We start from the raw sequence: 20,835 nt of genomic DNA on the forward strand, positions 1-20,835 counted from the left end.
GGGAGGGAGATTGAGACACCTTCTATTGCGCGGCCTCGTCTGGCTCGCGCGCGCCGACCTGGGCCTGGACGGCCATCTTCTGCCGGGTGACCGCGAAGGCTTCCTCGGCGGTCTTGTTGCCCTGGACCTTGGCCGCGATCGCGGCGGTCAGGCCGGACATCAGCTCGACCTTGTTTGCCGCCAGATACTCCGCCGATGCCTTGAGATTGCGGGTGTGTCCGTTGATCTCGGGAACGACGTAGCGCGCAAACAGTTCCCATGAGCGCAGTGTCGCCTCGCGATTTGCCCAGTCGTGCGCGAAGCCCAGCACGACGCCGAATCCACCGGTAACCTCCTGCAACGCGCGGATCGTCTTGACCATCTCGTCGGGCGTGCCGATGACCGACGTGCCGACCGCGTTGCCGATGCCGGTCACGCGCGCCAGAAGCTCCCACTTGTCCGCCACATGGACCGAACCGGGCCGGCCCAGAACGCGGACATTGTACTCGTTGTGCCAGTGGTGAAGGCCGTCCACCGCCTCCTGCTCGGCCTGCTTCTTCGACTCCGCGAGATGCCAGGCCATCACCACACGCCAGTTCTTCCGGTCGACCTTCTGGTCATGCTTCTTCGCCGACTCCTCGGCGAACGACCACTGGGTCGGCAGGGCCTGCAGACCTTCCTGGGAGGTCGAGGCGATGGACAGGACGCCCATGCCGTACTTTCCGGCAAGCTGCATGCCGGATGGACTGATCGAGGAAGCGGCCGCCATCGGCAGTTCCTCCTGGTAAGGCAGAATCTGGAGCTGCGCGTCGTTGAGCTGGAACCACTCACCCTTGTAGGTGATGCGCTCGCCGGCGAAGAGCCGTCTCAGGATCCCGATTGCTTCGTCCTGGCGGTCGCGCAGGAGCATGTAGTCGATGCCGAAGGTCCGCGCGTCGGAGGGCAGGGCGCCGGGACCAGTGCCGAAGATCACGCGCCCGAAGGTCATGTGGTCGAGCTGCACGATGCGCTGCGCGACGTTGAACGGATGATGGTAGGGCAGTGAAACGACGCCTGTGCCAAGGCGGATGCGCTGGGTGCGCCCGGCGGCCATGGCCAGGAAAAGCTCGGGCGAGGCGATCATCTCCCAGCCGGAGGAATGGTGCTCGCCGCACCAGAACTCGTCGAAGCCCAGCCTGTCGAGATGCTCGGCCAATCCAAGATCGCGCTGAAATTGCAGCGTGGGGTGCTCGCCGACCGGGTGATGCGGCGCCAGGAATGTGCCGAACCGGATACGCGTCATCAGGAGTCCTCGCTCGAGCGGTCAAACCAGGCAGCATACTTCGGTCAAACCGCCACCGACGGCAACAGGCTGGTCAGAGACATCGCCGGAACGAGAGCGGGACGCCGCCGATCCCGATGGGGTTGGGGGGAACAACGACGTCCCGGGTACGCAGCACCTCCGCCAAGGGAGGGTTGCAGAGGCGCAGCTCCGCTATAGGCTCGAAGCCAGTGGATTGGCCAGCGCAATCAGCGGTCGCAGACTGCAGTGCCGATGCGCTTACTAGGCACGTCCCACCTGATGGGAATAGGACGCCGGATCGAACCGGCCGCCCGGTCCACCGCCCTTGCCGCCGAGACGGTCGAGCGCGCGCTGCCACTTGGCCTCGAGGTCGGGATCGAACACCAGTGCGGGATCGCCATCGACCACCAGCCAGGCATTGTCCTGCATCTCGCGGTCGAGCTGGCCGGGCGACCAGCCTGAATGGCCGAGCGCCAGCCATGCCTGCCGGGGGCCGCTGCCGCCCGCCATGTCCTTCAGGATCTCGAGCGAGGCCGTGAGTGCCAGCCCGCCCTCGATCAGCATCGTCTCGTCGCGCTTGTAGTCGGCCGAATGCAGCACCAGCCCGCGCGCGGTCTCGACCGGCCCACCGAACAGCACCGGCTGCTGTGCCGCGGCCTCCGACCCGCCGATGCCGAGCTGCTTGTAGACCTGGCCTAGCGGCAGGTCGTCGACCTTGTTGTTGACGATGATGCCGAGCGCGCCCTCGTCGTCGTGCTTGCAGACGAGCACCACGCTCTTCTGGAAACGCTCGTCCGGCATGGACGGCGCGGCGACCAGAAAGCGGCCGACGAGGGTAGCGGCAGGAGTGTTGGAGGCCATGAGCTTATGTTCCCCCGAATCCATGGGGATTGTCCGGCCAAAGATCAAGGAGGTCAAAGGGATAGCTGTCGAACGACGACGTCTGCCGGGGGCGCGAGCCGATGGACATAAACCGGCCTTTCGTCCTAGGGTCCGCCCGTCTAACTGCCAGGAGCGGAGACATACATGGCCAATGTTGGCGACAAGGTCCCCAGCGCGACGCTGAGGATGATGGGCCCGGAGGGTCCGAAAGCGATGACGACCGAGGAGCTTTTTGCTCCCGGAAAGACTGTGGTGGCGTTCGCGCTGCCGGGAGCGTTCACTCCCACTTGAAGTGCCAAGCATGTGCCAGGTTTTCTGGCCAACATCGAAGCGATCAAGGGCAAGGGCGTAGATACGGTGGCGTGCATTTCAGTCAATGACGCCTTCGTGATGGGTGCCTGGGGCAAGGACCAGAATGTCGGGGACAAGATCCTGATGCTGGCCGATGGCTCGGGCGAGTTCTCCAAGGCGATGGGCCTGTCGATGGACCTGACCAAGAACGGCATGGGGGTGCGCAGCCAGCGCTACGCCATGATCGTCAAGGACGGAAAGATCGAGCAGCTCTTCGCCGAGAAGCCGGGCGCTTTCGAGGCGTCGACGGCGGAGAACGTGCTGAAGCACCTGTAGTCCGGAGACGGACGTCGCCGACCTTGCCGGAATTTCTAAACCGCGAGAGACAAGAGGAGTAGGAACATGGTCAAGGTCGGCGACAAGGTGCCCCACGCCACGCTGCGGGGAATGGGTCCCGAGGGTCCCAAGCCCATCACCACCGAAGAGCTTTTCGCGCCGGGCAAGAAGGTCGTGGCCTTTGCGCTGCCCGGCGCCTTCACCCCGACCTGCTCGGCCAAGCACGTGCCGGGCTTCGTGTCGGAGTTCGACAAGATCAAGGCCAAGGGCGTCGACACCATCGCCTGCATCTCGGTCAACGACGCCTTCGTGATGGGCGCGTGGGGCAAGGAGCAGAAGGCCGGCGACAAGGTGATGATGCTGGGCGACGGCGGAGCGGAGTTCACCAACGCCATGGGCCTCAGCATGGACCTCACCAAGAACGGTATGGGCGTGCGCAGCCAGCGCTACGCCATGATCGTGCAGGACGGCGTGATCAAGGACCTGTTCGTCGAAAAGCCCGGCGCCTTCGAGGTGTCGGCCGCCGAGAACGTGCTGAAGCACCTCTGAGCGTACCACCACGACCAGCGATACAGCGGCGGGACCCTTGTCCCGCCGTTTTCGTTCAGGAGGGAGACATGGCCTCGCCGGACCCGCCCGTCTTCACCGGATTGTTCCCGGTCAACGGCGCCACCCGCCTCTACGGCACGATCGGCGATCCGATCCGACAGCTCCGGCTGACCGGGATCATGCCGCAGGTCTTCGCCGCGGCCGGCGCCAACGCGGTCTGGCTGCCGTTCGAGGGCGGTCCCGGCCTCCTCGAAGTGATGGTCCAGGCGCTCGGCCGGATGCGCAATCTCGGCGGCTTCACCGTCGCCCTCCCGCACAAGTCGGCGATCGTGCCGCTGCTCGGCGGCGTCTCGCGGCGCGCCCAGGCGGCGGGCAGCGTGAACCTGGTCAAGCGCGATACAGACGGCCGGGTGATCGGCGATGTCGTCGACGGCCTCGGATTCGTGCAAGGCCTCGAGGCGATGGGTCACCGGCTGCGCGGCGCCAGCGTCTGGCTGGTCGGGCTGGGCGGCATCGGCGGGGCGATCGCCGCGGCGCTATGCGAGGCCGGCGTCGGCCGTCTGCTGGTCAGCGAGCTGGACGAGCAACGCGCCGACGCAGCGCTCGCCCGCCTGTCGCGCTTCTATCCCACCGTGCCGGTGACCAGCGCCGACACGCCGCCCAAGGGCATCCACTACGCCGTCAACGCAACGTCGCTCGGCCTGCGGCCCAACGATCCGCTGCCGTTCGATCCGGTGACGCTGGACAGCGACGTGCTGATCGCCGACGTCATCATGAGCCCGGCCGACACGCCGCTGCTGCTGCGCGCCCGCACGCACGGACGGCGCATCCACCACGGCCGCCACACGCTCGACCACCAGGTGCCGCTCTATCTCGACTGGTTCGGGATCGACTCGAAGGGCATCGACATCGTGAAATTGGTGAGGTCCATCCCATGAAGACAGCACTCATCACCGGCGCGACCGACGGCGTGGGCCGCGTCGTGGCCAGGCGGCTGGCGGCCGACGGCTGGCGCATCCTGGCGCACGGCCGCAGCCGGGAGCGCGGGCAGTCGCTGGTGCGCGAGATCGAAAGCGCGGGCGGCAAGGCCACCTTCCTGCAGGCCGATCTCGCGTCGCTTGCCGAGGTGCGGCGGCTGGCGGACAGGGTGAAGACGGCGACCGACAGCCTGCCGCTGCTGATCAACAACGCCGGCATCGGCTCGGTCGGCGCGACGCCCGGCCGGCAGGTGAGCGCCGACGGCCACGAGCTGCGCTTCGCGGTGAACTACCTCGCGGGCTTCCTGCTCACCCACCTGCTGCTGCCGCTGGTCAAGGCGAGCGCCCCGGCGCGGGTCGTCAACGTCTCCTCGGCCGGCCAGCAGGCGATCGACTTCGACGACGTAATGCTCACCAAAGGCTACAGCGGCACGCGCGCCTACTGCCAGAGCAAGCTGGCGCAGATCCTGTTCACGATCGACCTGGCCGAGGAGTTGAAGGGCTCCGGAAACTCCGCGAACTGCCTGCATCCCTCGACCTACATGGACACCACGATGGTGCGGCAGTCCGGCACCACGCCGATGAGCAGCGTCGAGACCGGCGCCGATGCCATCCTGCAGCTCGCCGTCTCGCCCAATCTCGAGGGCCGGAGCGGCCTCTACTTCAACGTGATGACCGAGGCGCGGCCGAATGCGCAGGCCAACGATCCGAAGGCCCGCGCCCAGCTGCGCAAGCTCAGCCTCGAGCTGACGGGCCTCATGTCATCCTGAGCGGAGCGAAGGATCTCACCGAACGATCAGGCACGGCCGCGTCGCTGGCGTGAGGTCCTTCGCTACGCTCAGGACGACAAGCGAAGCCTACAGCGTCAGCCCGCCGTTGACGTGGATGGTCTGGCCGGTGATGTAGCTCGCGCCCGGCGAGCAGAGGAAGGCGATCACGGCGGCGATCTCCGCCGTCCGGGCGTAGCGGCCCATCGGGATCGACTCGCTGATCTTCGCCATGCGCTCGCGCGGCACGGCGGCGTGACCGTCGGCATCCTTCTCGACGAAGCCCGGTGCGACGCAGTTCACCGTCGCGCCCGAGGAGGCGATGTCGGCGGCCAGCGCCTTGGCCAGCGCCTCTATGCCGGCCTTGGCCGCGGCCGAGGCCGGGAACGTCATGAGGCCGCGCGCGAAGGCGTGCGCCACGAAGGACGACACGCCGACCAGCCGGCCGTTCGCGCCCGCCTTGAGCAGCCACGGCTTTGCCGCGGTCGCGAGCTCGAAGAAGGCCGAAGTCATGGCGGCGAGCGAGGCATCCCAGCCGGTGCGGTCGATCTCGCCGATCGGCCGGCGGTCGGCGAAGCCCGCATTGCTGACGATCGCATCGACATGGCCGAAGCGGGCCACCGTCTCCTCGACCAGCCGCGTCGCGGTACCGGGCCGGGCGAGATCGCCCTCGACGATCAGCGACTGCGCGCCGGCCGCGCCGACGGCCTGCGCCACCTTCTCCGCGCCGCTGCGGTTCTTGCGGGCATGGATCGCGATGGCGGTTTCGGGAGCGGCGACGGCGCGCGCGACGGCGGCACCGATGCCGGAGGACGCACCGGTGATGAGGAAGACTCGCATCGGTCCAGTTTAGCCGGCGCTCAGACGAGGCTCCAGCCGCGACGGAGGCTTGGGTGCCGCGAAGATCATCTGCAAGGTGCCGGCCACGAGGCCGAGCCCGACGCCGAGCTTCCAGGTGAGGTCGTAGTTGCCCATCAGGTCGAACAGCAGGCCGGGGCCGAGCGCGCCGAGGAAGCTGCCGAGCTGGTGGCTCATGAAGGCGACGCCCTGGATCATCGCCTGCCAGCGCAGGCCGAACATCTCGACCACCGCGCCGGAGATCAGCGGCCCGACGCCGAGCCACAGGAAGCCCATGCAGGCGGCGAACACCAGCGTGCCCGCAGGTGTCGGCGGCGCCGCGAAGTAGATCGCCAGCACGAGCGAGCGCGTGATGTAGAGCCCGCCAAGCAGCCCCTGCTTGGACCAGCGCCCGCCCGCCCAGCCGAAGAACAGGCTGCCGGCCACGTTGAACGCGGCAATCACCGCCAGTGCCTTGGCGCTCAGCATCGGATCCATGCCGCACAGCGTCAGATAGGACGGCAGGTGCGTGGTGAGGAAGACGAGCTGCATGCCGCAGACGAAATAGGCGCCGGCCATGATCAGGAACGAGCCGTTGGTGAAGGCCGCGCGCAAGGCGACCCGCGCCGTGTCGTCGGCCGCCGCCCCCGCCTCGCGCGGCGGCAGCGGCACCTTGTCGATCCGGCCGGCCAGCCATGCCGCGGGCAGCATCACGCAGGCCAGCGCCACGAAGCCCCAGACGCCCGCGCGCCAGCCGTGGTCGTCGGACAGGATCTGCCCCAGCGGGGCGGCGATCACCGAGCCGAGCGAGCCTGCCGCCGTCACCAGCCCGAGCACGGTGCTGCGGATGCGGGCCGGCACCGCGCGGGCCGCGACCGCGAGTCCCATCGCCGAAGCGGTGCAGGCGAGCGCCGCACCGATCAGCACGCCCGCCCCGACCGTCACGCCGATCATGCCCTGCGCGGTGGCCAGCACCAGCAGCCCGGCGATGTAGCAGCCCGCCCCCGCCGTCATCAGCCAGCGGAATCCGAGCCGGGCGGCGAGCCCTCCGGCGACCGGCTGGAGCAGGCCCCAGGCGACGTTCTGGACGGCGATGGCGATGGTGAAGTCGGCGACCTCGAGCGAGAGATCGCGGGTCAAAGGCTGGAGAAACAGCCCGAGGCTCTGGCGCAGCCCCATGGCGATGCTGAGCAGCAGGGCGACGGCAATCAGGATCATCCGGTTGGGCATTACACAGACCGGTGTACTATTCTCCCGAAAGGTATACAAGTCGGTGTACCATGACCGCGCGGAAGTCGACCTCCGAACGCATCCTCGAGACGGCGGACCGGCTGTTCTACGGCCAGGGCACGGCGGTCGGCGTCGACACGCTGGCGGCCGAGGCCGGGATCAGCAAGCGCACGCTCTACAACCACTATCCGAGCAAGGACGCGCTGATCGAGGCCTACCTTACGCGCCGCATCAGGCTGATCCCGACCTCCGACAAGCCGCCGGCACAGCAGATCCTCGACGACTTCGACCGCCTCGAACGCGCCTTCGCCTGGGAGGGTTTCCGCGGCTGCGCCTTCGTGAACGCGGTCGCCGAGCTCAAGGACCCGAAGCACGCCGCCAACGCGATCGCGCTCCGCTTCAAGGAGGTGCGCCGCCAGTGGTTCCGCGCGCTGCTGGTCCGCGCCGGCGTCGCCGACCCCGACGGCCTGTCGCTGCAGCTCCTGCTGCTGGTCGACGGCGCGATCGCCGCCGCCCTCGTGCGCAAGGACCCGACGGTGGCGCGCGCCGCCCGCGACGCGGCGCGGGTGCTGCTCGAGGCGGCGGGGGCGGACGTGCCGGGCTGAGTGCCCCGGAAAGCACCATCGCCAACTCGCGAACCGGCAGCACCATAAACTTGTGACGAGAATCGCTAATTACTTGTCGTTGGCAGACGAAATAGACACGTAACATGGGGAATGCCCCACGGCGGTGGCTGCGGCCGAACTCCTTTGACTGGAACACTTGCCTTCCATCCCTCTGGAGCGTGTGCAGCGCGGTAAGCGCGCCCGCGAGCTTTCCGTAGACGTAGTCGCCCGCGTGATCGGACGCTGATCCAACGGACTGGCCCCAGGCCGCTCCCAACCTCCTGAGTCACATCAAGGCTTGCGGGGCCTCGGCTTCTTTGGTTCCGGCGCGGCCTGCCAGTTCACGCCTTCCATGGTCTTGAGGGTGGCCTTGGCAGCCATCGGCGTTGAGTCGTCTTCGCCCAGCCAGATCGGCCATGCGTCGTCTTCCAGGATTGCCGGCATGCGCGGGTCGGTCTCCACGGACTTGACCGTCCGGCGGATGAGGTCGTTCGCAGGCACCGTCACCATGACGCACGCCAGCATCGGCACCGGGAGGTCCGGGATCGTGAACCGGTTCCAGACGAAGGCGAAGCCGCGCGGCTGGCCATCGCGCGGGTCGATCGTCCATTGCCGGGTTTCCGTCTTGCCGGATGGCTTGGTGACTTCTTCGCCTTCGTTGAACGTGCGGAACACGACAATGCCGCGCTGCCCGCCGTGGAAGGGCTTGCGGAACGGCTCCTTCGAATCGATGGTCTCGGACCGCCCGTGAATGGGCCGTGGGCGCCGCCAGTCTTTCGGGTCGGGAAATCCCCAGCGCATCTTGACCACCCGTCGCTGGCCCGCTTCGGCATCCCATACGATGACCGGCAGCAAGCTGCCGACGCGGAAGGTGACGACTTCGTCGTTGCTGCCGTCGCCAGGCCCGTCGCCACCACCGCCCTCGGTGAGGGGCTGCGAAAACGCGGCGACTTCGCTCCAGGACGCCAAGGCCGTGAATTTGCCGCACATGGCGGGACGATAACATCTGCGAGGACAGGCGACCTCCTAAAGCACATGATGCCTCCGGCAGCATCGCCAGAACCACGCGCGATGCTCGCGCTCCGCCCATTCGATCAGCACGCCGGCATGGTTCATCGGATCGGCGATCGACGGATCGGCCTTCGCCACCAGCTTTGACGCGTTCTCGTGCGCGCGGCACGAGGCGTCTCCCTGGCGGCCAAAGCGGTACTCCTGCACCACCGCCTGCAGCATCCGCGTGCGGCGCGCCCAGGCGAGGATCGCCTGCCGCTCGTCCTCGATCCGCCGCCATTCGGCCGCGACCTCCTCGCGCGACGAGCCGCGCGGGCAGTCGCGGAACAGCCGGTCGTAGCGCCGCGCTGCCACGAATTCGCGCAATGTCTCGGCAGGCTCCTGCCGGGCGATGTGATAGGTGCGCATCGAATTGAACTCGCCACAGCGATACGGGACGCCGGGGTCGTGTACCGACTGGTTCATGACCAGCGTCTCGTGCGTGAACCACGGCGTGCGCACGATGATCGAGACGGTGAACGGGAACTCCCGCTCGATCTCGGCGGAGCTGAGGGACCGGGCGACGGGCATGACTGCAGCCTAGCGTTCTCCCTTGAAGTTCTTTATTTGTTCTTATCCAGAATGTGGGAGAGGACATTGGCCGACAGCGAGCCCGAGGACTGCCCCGGAAACCGCGAACTCCCCGACCGAGGCGTTTCCGGGGTTTGCGGCATCCTGCGGCCCGCCGCGCTCGCCAGGGCTCACCACCGCCCGGCCCGCCGCTGGCAGGTCAATCCGGCGGTCCGCTGAGTTCGCGGGGTTTCCGGGGCGGATCACCGGCGTATGATCGGCGGCGATGGATACTGTCCACTCCTACCGTGACGGGCTGCGCGAGGGCGTGGCCTTCCTGCTGGTCGACGACCGGCGGCGCGTGCTGCTCGAATGGCGGCCGGACAAGGACGGCAACCACACCGACGTGTTCTTTCCCAGCGGCTCGATCGAGACGAAGGACCACGGACACGACGGCATCGACTACCGCGAGGTCGCCCTGCGGCGCGAGATCGGCGAGGAGTTCCGCGGCGGCGTCACCGTCGAGCGCGTCCGGTACCTGGGCGAGACCAGGGTCCCGGTGATCGGCCTGACCTTCTACGTCTACTGGATCGAGGCGTGGTCGGGCGATCCGGGCGCGTGGACCTGGGAGGATGGCGCGCCGCACGCGCGGCTGGAGTGGACGCCGATCGACGCGGTCAAGGACGTCATCCCCTGGGACACCGGCGCGCTGATGGCGGAGATGCTGCAGGCGGCCATGCGGCCCGACGGCGTTCGCTGCTAGGACAAGGCCGCCGCCGCCGCGCGCCCACCCGTCAGGCACCCGTAAGCAATTCCTGCGAAGAAGAGCCGGGGATTTGGGGGTGCGATCGAAAATTGCCAGTGCAATTTGCGCGTACACCTCGCTCACCCGGGCTCGCTTGCCGACATCGCGCAACGTTGCAGCAGCGGCGCCGCTACGGCTCTTCGTCTCACCTCCTTGCTTCGAGCACCACCATGTCCGCTGCAATTTGCGTACGCGTCGTAACCGAGGATGCGCTGCAGGGCGTGCACGCGACCTCGCACTGGATCGTCGTCACCCCCGATCCCAAGCAGGCCGTGCAGACTGTAAGAACGCAGGTTTCGTGTCGCTGCCAGGTCCGGGCGACCAACCATCTGGTCTCGCCGGAGACCATCCTGAGGATCGGCCTCGGACCTGGGCAGGCGCACCCGCTGTAGGCCTTCAAGCTGGCGCCACGCGCCAGTGCCCCCGCCCAAATGGCGCCATGGGGAAGGACAGGCCGGCCCCGTCGTCGGCCAGGTGCGACATCTTCGCCCAGCGGCCCGGCCGGCCGATCTCCACAGGCAGAGGCCCGTCGGCGGCGATGACGATTAAGATCGCTCGCTATCAACCTGTGTTAGTTGAAGATTCCGACTGAATTACAACCAGTCAGCATATCCTCGGCTGATGTGCTGCAGCTTCCTGTCACGGGAACGTGAGGCCTTACCCCTCGGCCCAGTAGTTAACAGCAGTTTACGCTCGACCCGAAGGCTGATATTTGTATCGCACGCAAAATAAAATCATATCGCAGAAGAAATAGTAACCGAAACAATATTTCACGAGCTCGCCTGCTAGCGCCGCTTCAGGCTGGTGATTTCGTCCTCGCGGATAACATTCAAACGTTGCGATGGCCGCCATGATACATAGTCAACGAATCATCTCCCAGTTCGCCGGCTGCACGAGTGGCGCTCATTTCCCCCCATGGAAAGCGGTAAATTCCGGAACTGCATCCCCGGTAGGCCAGCGGCTAAGCGCTCTAGGCGTATCGGCACGGGTTGACCTTGACGCATTCTGGAAGCTCTTGAAGGTAAGAAACGGAGTCGAGCGCGGTCAGACCATCGTCGGCAGCATGGATTCGGCGAAGCGCTTCACGGTGCTGCTTGACGGCGTCGCGTGCTTCTCCACCCAGCATGAGGATGGCGCCCGGCAGATCTACGCCTTCCATTATCCGGGCGATTTTCTCGGTCTCCACGGCTTCGTGTTCCCGCGTTCCGTGGAGTTCAGCGAAGTGCAGGCATTGACCAGCTGTTCCATCGGCACGATCGATCGCGATGCACTGGAGCAGGCAATGCAGCGTCATCCCGCGCTCGGGCGGGCGCTGTGGCGCGCGGCCCTGACGGAAGTGAGCATCTTTCGGCAGCGCCTGGTCGTCAGCCGGCGCCCCGCCCTCCAGCGAGTGGCTTATCTCCTGTGCGAGCAGCTCGTCCGGCTCGGAGACGACGAAAGAGTCATTCCGCTCACCCAGATAGATGTGGCCGACGCGGCGGGGCTTTCCGTCGTGCACATCAACCGCGTCTTCCAGGAGCTGCGCCAGCTCGGCGTGCTATCGAAGCAGCGGCTCATAGAGGTCGTGAACAAGGATCGTCTGCACGAGCTCGCCGCCTTCGACCCCGGCTATCTCGATCCGGGCGAGGCGTTGTCCCAATGGGACCTGCACATCGAGAACTAGGCCAGGCCGGGCTGGCACGCTACGGCAGAGACTGCTTCAATCGCCATTTTGGCTTTCGTCTTCACCCGACGAGGACTCGATGGCGGCAATGCTCAGCGTTGCCGCGGCGCGAGCGGAATCGAGTATCGCCTCGATGCGAGTGGCGAACAGGCGTGTTGAACGATGGACCACGACCGAGTCGGCTTCACGATAAATTTCCCAGGCAAAAGCATCGCCATCCCGGCTAATCCGGACGACATAGCGACTCTCTGGCCCCGAATCACACCGCATATATCCTCGATCGCCTCGAAAACGACGCAAACGTACTATTAGAGCGTTCCGGGCGGCCCGTCTTTAGCGTTCCTCTCAAAATCCGTCTGCCGCTCTCCGCCGCAGGGTCTGCTGGCTCCTGCCCGACCAGCATCGCCGGCCAGGCACAAGCCGACGCCCACCATGGGGTCGTAGACGCCGGATGCGATACCGTGTGAAGCGAGGTAGTCGGCGCAAGACCCTCCGGCTGTCGGATAGACCGTGTCGGGGATCAGGACCTTGTCCCCGGGATCCAGGACCGACGCATGACCAGGCTCACCGCGCCGTACCATCCTGCGCCACGGCCGGATGGAGAACACAACGGCTCAACTCGTGCATGTTCAGGGCTTTCCACCAACCGGCAGCAGCACGAGCTTGGCGACAGCTGACATCCAGGCGACCGATGCCGGTTGCCTCGAGACGCAATCGGCAACGCCAACCTATGGCCGGACCCGGACCTGGCTTGGAGACAGGCCAAACCGTCGTTTGAATGCGGTCGCGAAGTTGGCAGCATAGGCATAGCCTGCTCGGTGTGCCGCCTGCGCGATGGTCGCTTCCTGACATTCGAGAAGTTCGCGTGCGACGTCGAGCCGGCGAAGGCGCGCATAGTCCAGCACGCTGATGCCGTGCACGAGCGCGAACTCGCGCTGAAGAGTGCGGACGCTCACGCCGGCATCACGCGCCAGTGCCGACAGGGTCGGGATATCGCCCTCGACGGCATCGAGACGTTCGCGCACGAGATGCATGCGCCGGTAGGTGGCCCGCTGCAGCCGAGGAGGAATCTTTGGCTGGTCTATCAGGAGCGACAGGGCTTCGACGATGATCTCGATCGCGCGGCTCTCGAGATGCAGCGTCTGGAGAGATCCGGCGTATCGCGAACCACTGAGGATCTGTTCGGCCAGAGCGACGGTGCGGCCGGACGGGCGCCATTGCCCGGTCCAGCGATGACGGCGCGCGAGCCGCTGGATTGCCATGGCGTCATGGTCACTGTCGTGCAGCCCGCTCGCCTCCAGCCATTCCGGAGAGACCATTACGTTGACCATACGAGCATGGCCCCCGCGTATCACTTGCTTTCGCCACACGTCGGCTTCCGCCAGGACGAAGCTCATGGCCTGCGGCTGCTGTCCCCCACACGCGAGCGGCATGCCGCCCAACGTCCCCTGCCATCCGCCGCGCACCACGACCGAAAAATTGAGGCTCCTATCCTTCACGAGATGCGTGGTGAGCGTGCGATCATGGTGGGCATCGGAGGCATGTACGAGCAGGCCTGGCCGAACCTGCCGCAGCGTGAATTCCCCTCGCGCTACCGTCGCTTCAGGTTCGAGCCTATGGCCAACCGCGCGATATCCGCTTCCCACCAGCCGCGCCAGCGCTTGGAGATCGACGTGGCGAACATCGCGACCCGCGACATCGGTTCGAGGTCCGTGGGCAACCATGGCGCCAGAATACACGCATCGTCTCCCCGACGCTCAAACATCTTTGGCGCCGGCGCAAAGCTCTCGACGATGGCATGCAGTCCCGCCGCGTGATCTCCTCCCTGGAGTTTGCGGGAGTGAAGCATTTGCAGGCGGCGAATCGCGAACCCGGCAGCGCACGGTCGGCCTTCGTGCTGGTCCATGGCGCATGGCATGGCGGCTGGAGCTGGCGGAAGCTGCAACCGCTGCTGGGACAGGCGGGACATCTGGTATTCGCGCCGACGCTGACCGGACTGGGCGAACGACGGCACCTGCTGAGCCGTGACATCGGCCTCAACACCCATGTCAACGACGTCCGCAACCTTCTCGAGCTCGAGGACCTGAGGAACGTCATCCTGGTCGGTCATAGCTATGCCGGCATGGTGATTACGGGCGTCGCCGCCGCCGTGCCCGAACGTATCGGCCGCCTCGTCTACCTTGACGCTTTCCTGCCAGAGGACGGCAAGTCGCTGAACGACTACGTCCCCACGATGGTGCCAGGATACGAGCGCAGCGTTGCCGGCAACGGCGAGGGCTGGCGGCTGCCGTTCTCCGGTGCGCTGTCGCTGGAAGCGCTGGGCATCACCGATCCTGCCGATGTCGCCTGGATGGCGCCGCGCATGGGCGACCAGCCCTACCGGACATTCGTCGAGCCCGTCTCCGCGCCGGAAGAGACGCTTGCACCGCTTGACCGTGTTTACATCCTGTCGTCGCGTCGGCCGCACTATCTTGCAGCGGTCGAACGAGCGCGGGCGCGCGGCTTCTCGATCGTCGAGGTTCCCGGCGCGGGCCACGACGTCATGGTCACCCAGCCCGCAGAGCTGGCCGACGCCTTGCTGCGCCTGGCCGCACGGGCAGGCTAGACGGTGGACAGCGGGCCGAGTCGGGACTGGCGCGCGGCTGCGCTCCTCGCGGCGCTGTTCGCAGTCACACTCAATTTCCTCCAACCGCTTGCCCATGCCGCTCTTCTGCAGAATAGCAACCTGTCGGCGGCGTGGACGGCCTTCTGCGCGTCTGCCGTTGCCGACCCGGATGACAGCGGGCGCGGCCGTAGCACGCAACCCGTTCCCGCCCCGGGTGCCGGCAAGCACGATTGCTGCCTCGGGTTGGCGCATGCGCCCACACTGATCGAGCCTTCCTCCGATTTCACCGTCTTGATGCGGATCGAGGCGGTGCCTTTGGTTTTGCTGCCGGCCACACGTTCGGTGCTCACCTCCATACGCGCCGGCCCCTCCAAGCCGCGCGCGCCACCTTTCCTCGCCTAAGCGGTCGTCGTCGGCGCGCTACTGCGCGGCTCGTCAAACCCATTCGAGGAAGTTCACCATGGTTTCGATTCTCAAGGCGACGGCGGTCGCCCTTGTCGCCCTGATTCTCGTTCCGATCGCCGGCCGCGCTCAAACCTCTGCCGACCCGGGCGGTGGGTCCAGCCCACCGCCCGCAGCGAGCGAGGTCAAGATGTCTCCGGTTGTCGTTACCGCGACCCGCTCCGAGCGAACGCTCACGGACCAGCCGATGAGCGTCTCCGTCCTCGAAAAGAAGGACATCGAGCAGGTGCCGGCACAGTCGCTGGACGACGTGCTGCGCACCGTTCCTAGCGTGAACCTGCCCCTGACGGCGATCTACCAGAACCACCCGACCGCCAACTTCATCTCGATGCGCGGGCTGGGCGGCGGCCATCATGTGGTTCGAGCCCTGGTGCTGCTCGACGGCATCCCGATCAACGATCCATTCTTCGGCTACGTGCAGTGGAATCGCGTCCCGATGGAGAACATCGAGCGCGTCGAGGTGGTGCGCGGCGCCAGCGCCTCGCTGTGGGGCAACTACGCGATGGGCGGCGTCATCAACATCGTGACGCGGGTGCCCGGCAAGCAGCACTTCGGACTCTCGGGCGGCGGCGGCAGCTATGGCACCTATCGCGGCGATGGCTTCGCCGACATCGTGCTGTCCGATGCGGTGCGGGTTCGGGCAAGTTTCGACGCCTGGGGGACATCGGGCTTCAATCAGATCCAGCCTGCCTACGGGCCGATCTACGTACCGACGTCCTTCAATGCCCTCAACGGCTCGGTGGCGGCCTACTTCAATCCCGACCCCACCCTCTCGGCCAATGTCAGGGTCAACGTCCACGGCAACAACCAGACCCTGATGATCCCGGTGCAAACCAACGCGCAGCAGATCTACGACCTGGCGGCGACGCTCACCAAGAAGTTCGCCGGCTTCGATCTGACGGCGACGGCGTTCCACGAGCAGAGTAGCTTCGTGACCAACAATGCCGCCACGCCGGCGGGATTCAGCACCGGCCAGGCAGCCTATCGCCAGAACGAGCATTCGACGCCCGTCTATTCGACGGGCGGCTCGTTGCAGCTGACGGCGCGGCCCAACGACTTCCTGCGGCTCGTCACCGTCGGAGTCGACTACCACCAGATCTCGGGCATGGACACCGCGCTGATCTACAATCAGCTCGGGGCGGTGACGCAGACCTATCTGGGCGGCGGCAAGCAGCAATTCATCGGCGGCTTCGCGCAGGTCGATCTCTATCCGGTGAGCACCCTCGAGGTGCTGCTGAGCGGCCGTTTCCAGAGCTTCCTCAACTACGATGGGCTGGACACGGCACCCGGCGGTGCCGGCTCGGTCGCGAGCACGTCCGCGACCAGCTTCGATCCGCGCCTCTCGATCCGGTGGTCGGCAACTCCGAACATCGACCTGCGCACCGCCGGCTACACCGCCTTCCGCGCGCCGACGCTCGACAATCTCTATCGCTCGTTCAGCGTGCCGTTCGGCATCTTCCTGCCCAATGCACAGCTATCGCCGGAGCGGTTGTGGGGCATCGAAGGCGGTTTCGACGTCAATTTCGGGCCGCTGTCAGGCCAGTTTACGGCCTATTACCAAGAGGTCCGCGACCTCATCACGGCGCGCAATCTGGGTCCTGGCCAGCTGCCGCCAGGCTTCTTCTTCGGCACCCAGAACATCAACGCGGCCAAGGCAATCGTGCAGGGCCTCGAGGCGCAGCTCGGCTGGCAGATCGCGCCCGGCTGGAAAGCCGACGTCAACTACACAACGGTGAGCTCGAAGATCGCCGAAAACCAGTACGACCCGAGAAGCATCGGCCGCCAGCAGGCCGGTATCCCGACGCAGCAGGCAGCGGCGTCGCTCTCCTACAGCGATCCGCGTGGCTGGCGTGCGATGGCGCGTTTTCGCTGGATCGGCCAGTCGTGGGGCGACAACGACAACACCCTGCCGCTCGACAGCTTCACCGTCTTCGACGTATCGGCCGCCTACAGCTTCGGCGGCCGCGCCGAGGCCTTCGTCAACGTCCAGAACCTCTTCAACCAGTACTACATTGCCGACAACTCGGGCCTCAATCCGCCACTGCAGGGCACGCCCTTTACCATATTTGCCGGCCTGAAGGCTCGATTCTGAGCACGGCCGCGCTCTCGAGGAGAATGAAAATGAGCGTAAGCGTTGTTTCCCGACGACTCGTGATCGCGGCGATGCCGGTCCTGGGGTTCGCACTACCGGCCGAGGCGCAAACAAAGCCAAGCGAGGACACCGCCATTCGGCAGCTCCTCGGTCACACTTTCGCTCGGCCGGATGCGGCGCTGACGCTGGATCCGATCGTCGTCGAGGGCGAGGCGGCGCTGGTTGGCTGGAGCCAAGCCGATATGGCCGGCCGCGCCCTGCTACGCGCGACCGACGGACAGTGGGCCATCGTCGCCTGCGGTGGCGATGCCATCAAATCGCCGGCTACACTTCAGCGGCTGGGCGTGCCCGCCTCGCAGGCAGCCCGTCTGTCGGCTGCCATGGCCAGCGCCGAAGCCAAGCTCGAGCCCAAACGTGTCGCCCGCCTCGACTCGTTCGCCGGGATCATGGAGATGGGCGGCGCGGCTCATCCTCCCGCGCACCGCCCTTGATCTCCGATAACACCCTCGGGGGTCAGCGGCTGGCGCGCTCCAAAGTATCTGCAAATGCCTGGCCTTTGTGGGTCAGCGCGACCGTGCGCGCTTTGTGGTGCACCAGCCCGGCTGCATCCGCTTCAGTCAGCATGGCGTCCGCTTGTTCGTACGATACGCCCAGACGCCGCGCGACGGTCGCGACGTCGATGCGGCGCTTCATCCTGCCATTAGCCAAAGCATACAACGCCAGACAGAAGGTATCGGCAGGGGCGGAAGGAACGGCTGGCTTTTGATCGTACGATGGCCCTTCGGCGGGCATCGGTTCATCGAAACCCTGTCCGGGCTTCAGGAGGGGTTTGCCGCTGCGCGATGGGCGGTCTTTCATGCCATGTGATCTCATTTCATCCCCCGAACCGCGAGTACGACGCACGGCCGACACCCGCAGCTTGGGCGATGAAGCCCGTAAACATTTTATCGATCATGTCTTTGACTTCCTGGGGCGCCCGATCGGGCGCGCCTGCCGTAAACGGAGGTTGCGGGTCGTACTCGGCCATGAGCTGGACGGCCTCGGCGTACTGACGGTCCCGCAGATGTCCCACGAGGGCGAGACCGAAATCTATCCCAGCTGTTACGCCGCCACCGGTGACCCTGTTGCGATCCTCCACTACCCTGGCGTCGACAGGGGTAGCCCCAAAGATCGGCAGCAGGGCCTTCGTGGCCCAATGCGAAGTCGCCTTGTAGCCGGCCAGAAGGCCGGCCGCGCCGAGGATCAACGATCCGGTGCAAACCGACGTGACGTACCTGGCGCGCCCGCCGCGATCCTTGAGGAAGTCCATCGTGGCCTCGTCCTGCATCGCCGCGAGCGTGCCCTGTGAGCCGCCGGGCACGCAGATGACGTCGAGGTCGCGCGGACAGTCCTCGAAGGTCACGGAAGGCACGAAGACGAGGCCGTTGTCGCTGCGCACCGGATCCCGTGTACTGGCGACCAGATGAACGGTCGCGCCCATCAGGCTCGACAGCATGTGATGCGGGCCGACCATGTCCAGCGCTGTGAACTGCGGGTAGATCAGGAACGCGATCTGTTCCGATCCCATCCAGTACGCGGGCATCGATGACATGTCGTGCTCCGCGCTGCCGGTGCCTGTGGCGTCGGACGGCGTGGCGCCGTTTGCCTGCTGGGCCGATACCTCTCCAGCCGCTGTGGTAATTGCCGCGGTAGCCGCAGCGCAGGCAGAGAACTGCCGTCGTGTCAGGGACATTGCAACCTCCCGTTACAGCTTGACGCTGAATTGCGCATAGACCATCAGCGGCGATCCCGGAGCGACCTGCCCGCCGAACCAGGTGTACGGGACGAAGTACTGGTTGTTCGTCAGGTTCTTGCCCGAGATGGAGGCACGGATGTGTTCGTTCTCGTATCCGACCTTTGCATCGACTGTATAGTAGCCGCCAGTCTGCCAGAGATTCTGATTATCGACGTACTGTCCGGAGGCAGCATAGATGCCCGCGCCCAGGCTCAGGCCCGGCAGCACGCTTTCATCGAACTTGTAGTTCGCCCAGAGGCGAGCGGTATGCGCCGGAACGTAAGGTATCTTGTTGCCGGCCGGAATGTTGGCGCCGGCGGTATCGGTGAAGAACGCGTCGGTGAAGCCATAGCTGCCGAGCACGCTCCAGTTGCGGTTCGGCTGGTAGAGCAGGTCGGCTTCGAAGCCGCGCGATGTCTGCTGCGTCAGATTGGCGACAACAGCGGAGATCCTGGCCGGAACGTTCGTCCGCTGGATCTGGAACAGCGCCACCGTGCCGGTGAACGCGTCATTGATGTTGAGCTTGACGCCGGTCTCGAAGGTGCTGGAGAATTCCGGGGCCGGTTGCGCGAAGGTCTGCGAGAAAGGCACCCACTTCATTCCCTGGGAATAGCTGCCGTACACCGACAGCCCCTTGGCCAGGTCCACGACGACGCCCGCCCGCGGCAGCACGCGAGTGGCGGAAGTGACGTAGGGGACGAGTGTGCCGCTGGCGTACTCGTTGTAGGTGATGTCGATCGATCCCACCCGCAGCCCGCCCAGCAGGTGAACACGGTCGTAGAGCGTCGACTGAATCTGCCCGTAGAGCCCCTTGGTGAGGTAGGTCGCGTTGTAGTTGAAAAGCGCGGAGGCTTCGCCGACCCCGATTTGGGGGAAGGTGTATCGGTAAGGGAAATATGGATTCTGGAGATTTACGGTGGACGGCGTGCATCCGAATCCGAGGAGAAAACAGAAATTCCCGAGCGTATCGACCGGCATGATCCCGACCTCGGTGACGCGGCTGTAATCGCCGCCGACCAGCACCGTGTTCTGGCTCGGGCCGGTCGAGAACTTCGCCTGTATCGTCGGGTTGATGCTGAATTCCTGCTGCGCGTCATACATCTGGATGTTGTTGACGTCGAACGTCGAGGGCGCAATGAAGGGCGTGCCGCCGGTCCCGCTCGCATCCAGGAACGGGCTCTGGGAGTTCTGCAGCATCTCGGACTGGCTCCACCGCCCCTTGACGTTGACCGACCAGGTCTCGTCGAAGCGATGATCGAAGGTCGCCGTCACGCCCGACATCTTCGAGTAGCTGCCCATGATGTCGGGGTTGCCGAAGAAGATCGAGCGGTCGATCCGGTAGTCGCCGACGATGGTGCCGGTGACGGGCAGGCCGGGATAGGACTGCTGGTGATACTCCGAGATGAAGCCCTGGACCGTCAGGGACGTGCCCTCGTGATTTGTCAGGGTGAGCGTCGGGTTTATGTTGAAGCGCCGCGTATTCAGGACCTGGATGAAGCTGCTGCTGCTGGTGTATTCGGCCGTGAGCCGGAACAGCACGTTCTTGTCCGCGTCCAGCGGTTGATTGATGTCGATATAGGGATTGGCAAAGAAGTAGCTCCCGAAGGTGCTGCCGGCCTCATACCTCGCTTTGTCCGTCGGCAGCTTGGAGACGATGTTGATGGCGCCGCCCACCGGAGCGCCGCCGCCACCGCCGTAGAGGATGGCGTTGGGACCCTTCAGGACCTCGACCCGCTCGACATTGACCAGCCCTTCACGGTCACCGGCGACGAAGAGATTGCCGCCGAAGCCGTCTGTCCACAGCTCGGCGCCGAAGCCCCTTATCTTGTACGGCACCTGCTCCACATTGCCGATGTTGAGCGAATTCATGGGATAGACGTTGCTTACATTCCTGAGCGTCTCGCTCAGGGTCACGTTGCTCTGGCTGTCGATCACCGAGCGCGGAATGACAACGATGTTCTGCGGCAGCTGCTCGAGCGGCGTCGAAGTCCTCGTCGCCGACTTCGCGGTCAGCGCGCGGAATCCCTGCACCGGCCCTGCGGTCGTATCCTCCACCGGAATGCCGTTTCCCTGAACGATGACAGGCGGCATCGTCACCGACGATGGCGACGGGTCGCCTGTCTGCGCAACAAGCGGTGA

The 20,835-nt window shown here is 65.7% G+C and carries 22 protein-coding genes and 1 pseudogene; 12 read left to right on the top strand and 11 right to left on the bottom strand.

All coding sequences use genetic code 11. The features are described from left to right. Positions 1 to 22: 22 nt before the first annotated feature. The gene (locus ACQY8M_RS03185; RefSeq protein WP_428669037.1) at positions 23 to 1,261 is read right to left on the bottom strand and encodes an LLM class flavin-dependent oxidoreductase; all 1,239 of its coding nucleotides are present in this window, start codon (positions 1,259 to 1,261) and stop codon (positions 23 to 25) included. Between the two features lie 261 nt (positions 1,262 to 1,522). Beyond that, complete coding sequence (locus ACQY8M_RS03190) at positions 1,523 to 2,122, bottom strand: YqgE/AlgH family protein (protein WP_428669038.1); 600 nt, start codon at positions 2,120 to 2,122, stop codon at positions 1,523 to 1,525. Between the two features lie 165 nt (positions 2,123 to 2,287). Between ACQY8M_RS03190 and ACQY8M_RS03195 the strand changes: the two are divergent. From ACQY8M_RS03195 to ACQY8M_RS03210, 4 genes and pseudogenes are all read left to right on the top strand, one after another. After that, positions 2,288 to 2,770: pseudogene (locus tag ACQY8M_RS03195) on the top strand (peroxiredoxin). Between the two features lie 66 nt (positions 2,771 to 2,836). After that, positions 2,837 to 3,319, top strand: a complete 483-nt coding sequence (locus ACQY8M_RS03200) for a peroxiredoxin (protein ID WP_428669039.1) — start codon at positions 2,837 to 2,839, stop codon at positions 3,317 to 3,319. 68 nt (positions 3,320 to 3,387) lie between these two features. Continuing rightward, positions 3,388 to 4,257 carry a shikimate dehydrogenase family protein gene (locus ACQY8M_RS03205; protein WP_428669040.1) on the top strand — a complete coding sequence of 290 codons (870 nt, stop codon included), beginning with the start codon at positions 3,388 to 3,390 and terminating at the stop codon, positions 4,255 to 4,257. Further along, positions 4,254 to 5,066 carry an SDR family NAD(P)-dependent oxidoreductase gene (locus tag ACQY8M_RS03210; protein WP_428669041.1) on the top strand — a complete coding sequence of 271 codons (813 nt, stop codon included), beginning with the start codon at positions 4,254 to 4,256 and terminating at the stop codon, positions 5,064 to 5,066. Before ACQY8M_RS03205 ends, ACQY8M_RS03210 begins: the two co-directional genes overlap by 4 nt. A gap of 87 nt (positions 5,067 to 5,153) precedes the next feature. Here ACQY8M_RS03210 and ACQY8M_RS03215 read toward each other — a convergent pair whose 3' ends face one another. Both ACQY8M_RS03215 and ACQY8M_RS03220 read right to left on the bottom strand, forming a co-directional pair. Continuing rightward, positions 5,154 to 5,903, bottom strand: coding sequence for an SDR family NAD(P)-dependent oxidoreductase (locus ACQY8M_RS03215; RefSeq protein WP_428669042.1), 750 nt, complete (start codon positions 5,901 to 5,903; stop codon positions 5,154 to 5,156). A gap of 9 nt (positions 5,904 to 5,912) precedes the next feature. Further along, complete coding sequence (locus tag ACQY8M_RS03220) at positions 5,913 to 7,130, bottom strand: MFS transporter (RefSeq protein WP_428669043.1); 1,218 nt, start codon at positions 7,128 to 7,130, stop codon at positions 5,913 to 5,915. A 50-nt stretch (positions 7,131 to 7,180) separates the two neighbouring features. On the opposite strand from ACQY8M_RS03220, the gene ACQY8M_RS03225 reads away from it, so the two are divergent. After that, positions 7,181 to 7,735, top strand: a complete 555-nt coding sequence (locus ACQY8M_RS03225; RefSeq protein ID WP_428669044.1) for a TetR/AcrR family transcriptional regulator — start codon at positions 7,181 to 7,183, stop codon at positions 7,733 to 7,735. Positions 7,736 to 8,026: 291 nt separating this feature from the next. Here ACQY8M_RS03225 and ACQY8M_RS03230 read toward each other — a convergent pair whose 3' ends face one another. Together ACQY8M_RS03230 and ACQY8M_RS03235 are read right to left on the bottom strand one after the other, a co-directional pair. Continuing rightward, on the bottom strand, positions 8,027 to 8,725 hold the full coding sequence (locus tag ACQY8M_RS03230; protein ID WP_428669045.1) for an SOS response-associated peptidase family protein: 699 nt from the start codon (positions 8,723 to 8,725) through the stop codon (positions 8,027 to 8,029). 36 nt (positions 8,726 to 8,761) lie between these two features. Further along, the gene (locus ACQY8M_RS03235; RefSeq protein WP_428669046.1) at positions 8,762 to 9,316 is read right to left on the bottom strand and encodes a hypothetical protein; all 555 of its coding nucleotides are present in this window, start codon (positions 9,314 to 9,316) and stop codon (positions 8,762 to 8,764) included. A gap of 265 nt (positions 9,317 to 9,581) precedes the next feature. On the opposite strand from ACQY8M_RS03235, the gene ACQY8M_RS03240 reads away from it, so the two are divergent. From ACQY8M_RS03240 to ACQY8M_RS03250, 3 genes are all read left to right on the top strand, one after another. After that, positions 9,582 to 10,058: an NUDIX hydrolase gene (locus ACQY8M_RS03240; RefSeq protein ID WP_428669047.1), complete on the top strand. Its 477-nt coding sequence runs from the start codon at positions 9,582 to 9,584 to the stop codon at positions 10,056 to 10,058. A 212-nt stretch (positions 10,059 to 10,270) separates the two neighbouring features. Further along, positions 10,271 to 10,492, top strand: a complete 222-nt coding sequence (locus ACQY8M_RS03245) for a hypothetical protein (protein ID WP_428669048.1) — start codon at positions 10,271 to 10,273, stop codon at positions 10,490 to 10,492. Between the two features lie 671 nt (positions 10,493 to 11,163). After that, positions 11,164 to 11,763 carry a Crp/Fnr family transcriptional regulator gene (locus ACQY8M_RS03250; RefSeq protein ID WP_428669049.1) on the top strand — a complete coding sequence of 200 codons (600 nt, stop codon included), beginning with the start codon at positions 11,164 to 11,166 and terminating at the stop codon, positions 11,761 to 11,763. A 36-nt stretch (positions 11,764 to 11,799) separates the two neighbouring features. Here ACQY8M_RS03250 and ACQY8M_RS03255 read toward each other — a convergent pair whose 3' ends face one another. Continuing rightward, positions 11,800 to 12,033, bottom strand: coding sequence for a hypothetical protein (locus tag ACQY8M_RS03255; protein ID WP_428669050.1), 234 nt, complete (start codon positions 12,031 to 12,033; stop codon positions 11,800 to 11,802). A gap of 458 nt (positions 12,034 to 12,491) precedes the next feature. Continuing rightward, complete coding sequence (locus ACQY8M_RS03260) at positions 12,492 to 13,502, bottom strand: helix-turn-helix domain-containing protein (protein ID WP_428669051.1); 1,011 nt, start codon at positions 13,500 to 13,502, stop codon at positions 12,492 to 12,494. A gap of 101 nt (positions 13,503 to 13,603) precedes the next feature. Here ACQY8M_RS03260 and ACQY8M_RS03265 point away from each other — a divergent pair, with 101 nt between their 5' ends. From ACQY8M_RS03265 to ACQY8M_RS03280, 4 genes are read left to right on the top strand one after another with little or no spacing between them, the layout of a single operon-like run. Next, the gene (locus tag ACQY8M_RS03265) at positions 13,604 to 14,368 is read left to right on the top strand and encodes an alpha/beta fold hydrolase (protein ID WP_428669052.1); all 765 of its coding nucleotides are present in this window, start codon (positions 13,604 to 13,606) and stop codon (positions 14,366 to 14,368) included. Positions 14,369 to 14,371: 3 nt separating this feature from the next. Then, on the top strand, positions 14,372 to 14,770 hold the full coding sequence (locus ACQY8M_RS03270; RefSeq protein ID WP_428669053.1) for a DUF2946 family protein: 399 nt from the start codon (positions 14,372 to 14,374) through the stop codon (positions 14,768 to 14,770). A 58-nt stretch (positions 14,771 to 14,828) separates the two neighbouring features. Beyond that, positions 14,829 to 16,922: a TonB-dependent receptor gene (locus ACQY8M_RS03275; RefSeq protein WP_428669054.1), complete on the top strand. Its 2,094-nt coding sequence runs from the start codon at positions 14,829 to 14,831 to the stop codon at positions 16,920 to 16,922. A 29-nt stretch (positions 16,923 to 16,951) separates the two neighbouring features. Continuing rightward, positions 16,952 to 17,413 carry a copper uptake system-associated protein gene (locus ACQY8M_RS03280; RefSeq protein ID WP_428669055.1) on the top strand — a complete coding sequence of 154 codons (462 nt, stop codon included), beginning with the start codon at positions 16,952 to 16,954 and terminating at the stop codon, positions 17,411 to 17,413. A gap of 22 nt (positions 17,414 to 17,435) precedes the next feature. Here ACQY8M_RS03280 and ACQY8M_RS03285 read toward each other — a convergent pair whose 3' ends face one another. From ACQY8M_RS03285 to ACQY8M_RS03295, 3 genes are read right to left on the bottom strand one after another with little or no spacing between them, the layout of a single operon-like run. Next, positions 17,436 to 17,780, bottom strand: a complete 345-nt coding sequence (locus ACQY8M_RS03285; RefSeq protein ID WP_428669056.1) for a hypothetical protein — start codon at positions 17,778 to 17,780, stop codon at positions 17,436 to 17,438. Positions 17,781 to 17,796: 16 nt separating this feature from the next. Beyond that, a complete protein-coding gene (locus tag ACQY8M_RS03290; RefSeq protein ID WP_428669057.1) occupies positions 17,797 to 18,654 on the bottom strand; it encodes a DJ-1/PfpI family protein in 858 nt (285 codons plus the stop codon). A gap of 12 nt (positions 18,655 to 18,666) precedes the next feature. Further along, on the bottom strand, positions 18,667 to 20,787 hold the full coding sequence (locus ACQY8M_RS03295; RefSeq protein WP_428669058.1) for a TonB-dependent siderophore receptor: 2,121 nt from the start codon (positions 20,785 to 20,787) through the stop codon (positions 18,667 to 18,669). Positions 20,788 to 20,835 lie beyond the last annotated feature (48 nt).

Source organism: Reyranella sp. (assembly GCF_965279465.1).
In the GTDB taxonomy this organism is placed as follows: domain Bacteria; phylum Pseudomonadota; class Alphaproteobacteria; order Reyranellales; family Reyranellaceae; genus Reyranella.

Bases quoted from the DNA above. Each gene is read 5' to 3' on its own strand.
- ACQY8M_RS03185 (WP_428669037.1), bottom strand. From the start codon at position 1,261: ATGACGCGTATCCGGTTCGGCACATTCCTGGCGCCGCATCACCCGGTC.
- ACQY8M_RS03190 (WP_428669038.1), bottom strand. From the start codon at position 2,122: ATGGCCTCCAACACTCCTGCCGCTACCCTCGTCGGCCGCTTTCTGGTC.
- ACQY8M_RS03200 (WP_428669039.1), top strand. From the start codon at position 2,837: ATGGTCAAGGTCGGCGACAAGGTGCCCCACGCCACGCTGCGGGGAATG.
- ACQY8M_RS03205 (WP_428669040.1), top strand. From the start codon at position 3,388: ATGGCCTCGCCGGACCCGCCCGTCTTCACCGGATTGTTCCCGGTCAAC.
- ACQY8M_RS03210 (WP_428669041.1), top strand. From the start codon at position 4,254: ATGAAGACAGCACTCATCACCGGCGCGACCGACGGCGTGGGCCGCGTC.
- ACQY8M_RS03215 (WP_428669042.1), bottom strand. From the start codon at position 5,903: ATGCGAGTCTTCCTCATCACCGGTGCGTCCTCCGGCATCGGTGCCGCC.
- ACQY8M_RS03220 (WP_428669043.1), bottom strand. From the start codon at position 7,130: ATGCCCAACCGGATGATCCTGATTGCCGTCGCCCTGCTGCTCAGCATC.
- ACQY8M_RS03225 (WP_428669044.1), top strand. From the start codon at position 7,181: ATGACCGCGCGGAAGTCGACCTCCGAACGCATCCTCGAGACGGCGGAC.
- ACQY8M_RS03230 (WP_428669045.1), bottom strand. From the start codon at position 8,725: ATGTGCGGCAAATTCACGGCCTTGGCGTCCTGGAGCGAAGTCGCCGCG.
- ACQY8M_RS03235 (WP_428669046.1), bottom strand. From the start codon at position 9,316: ATGCCCGTCGCCCGGTCCCTCAGCTCCGCCGAGATCGAGCGGGAGTTC.
- ACQY8M_RS03240 (WP_428669047.1), top strand. From the start codon at position 9,582: ATGGATACTGTCCACTCCTACCGTGACGGGCTGCGCGAGGGCGTGGCC.
- ACQY8M_RS03245 (WP_428669048.1), top strand. From the start codon at position 10,271: ATGTCCGCTGCAATTTGCGTACGCGTCGTAACCGAGGATGCGCTGCAG.
- ACQY8M_RS03250 (WP_428669049.1), top strand. From the start codon at position 11,164: ATGGATTCGGCGAAGCGCTTCACGGTGCTGCTTGACGGCGTCGCGTGC.
- ACQY8M_RS03255 (WP_428669050.1), bottom strand. From the start codon at position 12,033: ATGCGGTGTGATTCGGGGCCAGAGAGTCGCTATGTCGTCCGGATTAGC.
- ACQY8M_RS03275 (WP_428669054.1), top strand. From the start codon at position 14,829: ATGGTTTCGATTCTCAAGGCGACGGCGGTCGCCCTTGTCGCCCTGATT.
- ACQY8M_RS03280 (WP_428669055.1), top strand. From the start codon at position 16,952: ATGAGCGTAAGCGTTGTTTCCCGACGACTCGTGATCGCGGCGATGCCG.
- ACQY8M_RS03285 (WP_428669056.1), bottom strand. From the start codon at position 17,780: ATGAAAGACCGCCCATCGCGCAGCGGCAAACCCCTCCTGAAGCCCGGA.
- ACQY8M_RS03290 (WP_428669057.1), bottom strand. From the start codon at position 18,654: ATGTCCCTGACACGACGGCAGTTCTCTGCCTGCGCTGCGGCTACCGCG.
- ACQY8M_RS03295 (WP_428669058.1), bottom strand. From the start codon at position 20,787: ATGCCGCCTGTCATCGTTCAGGGAAACGGCATTCCGGTGGAGGATACG.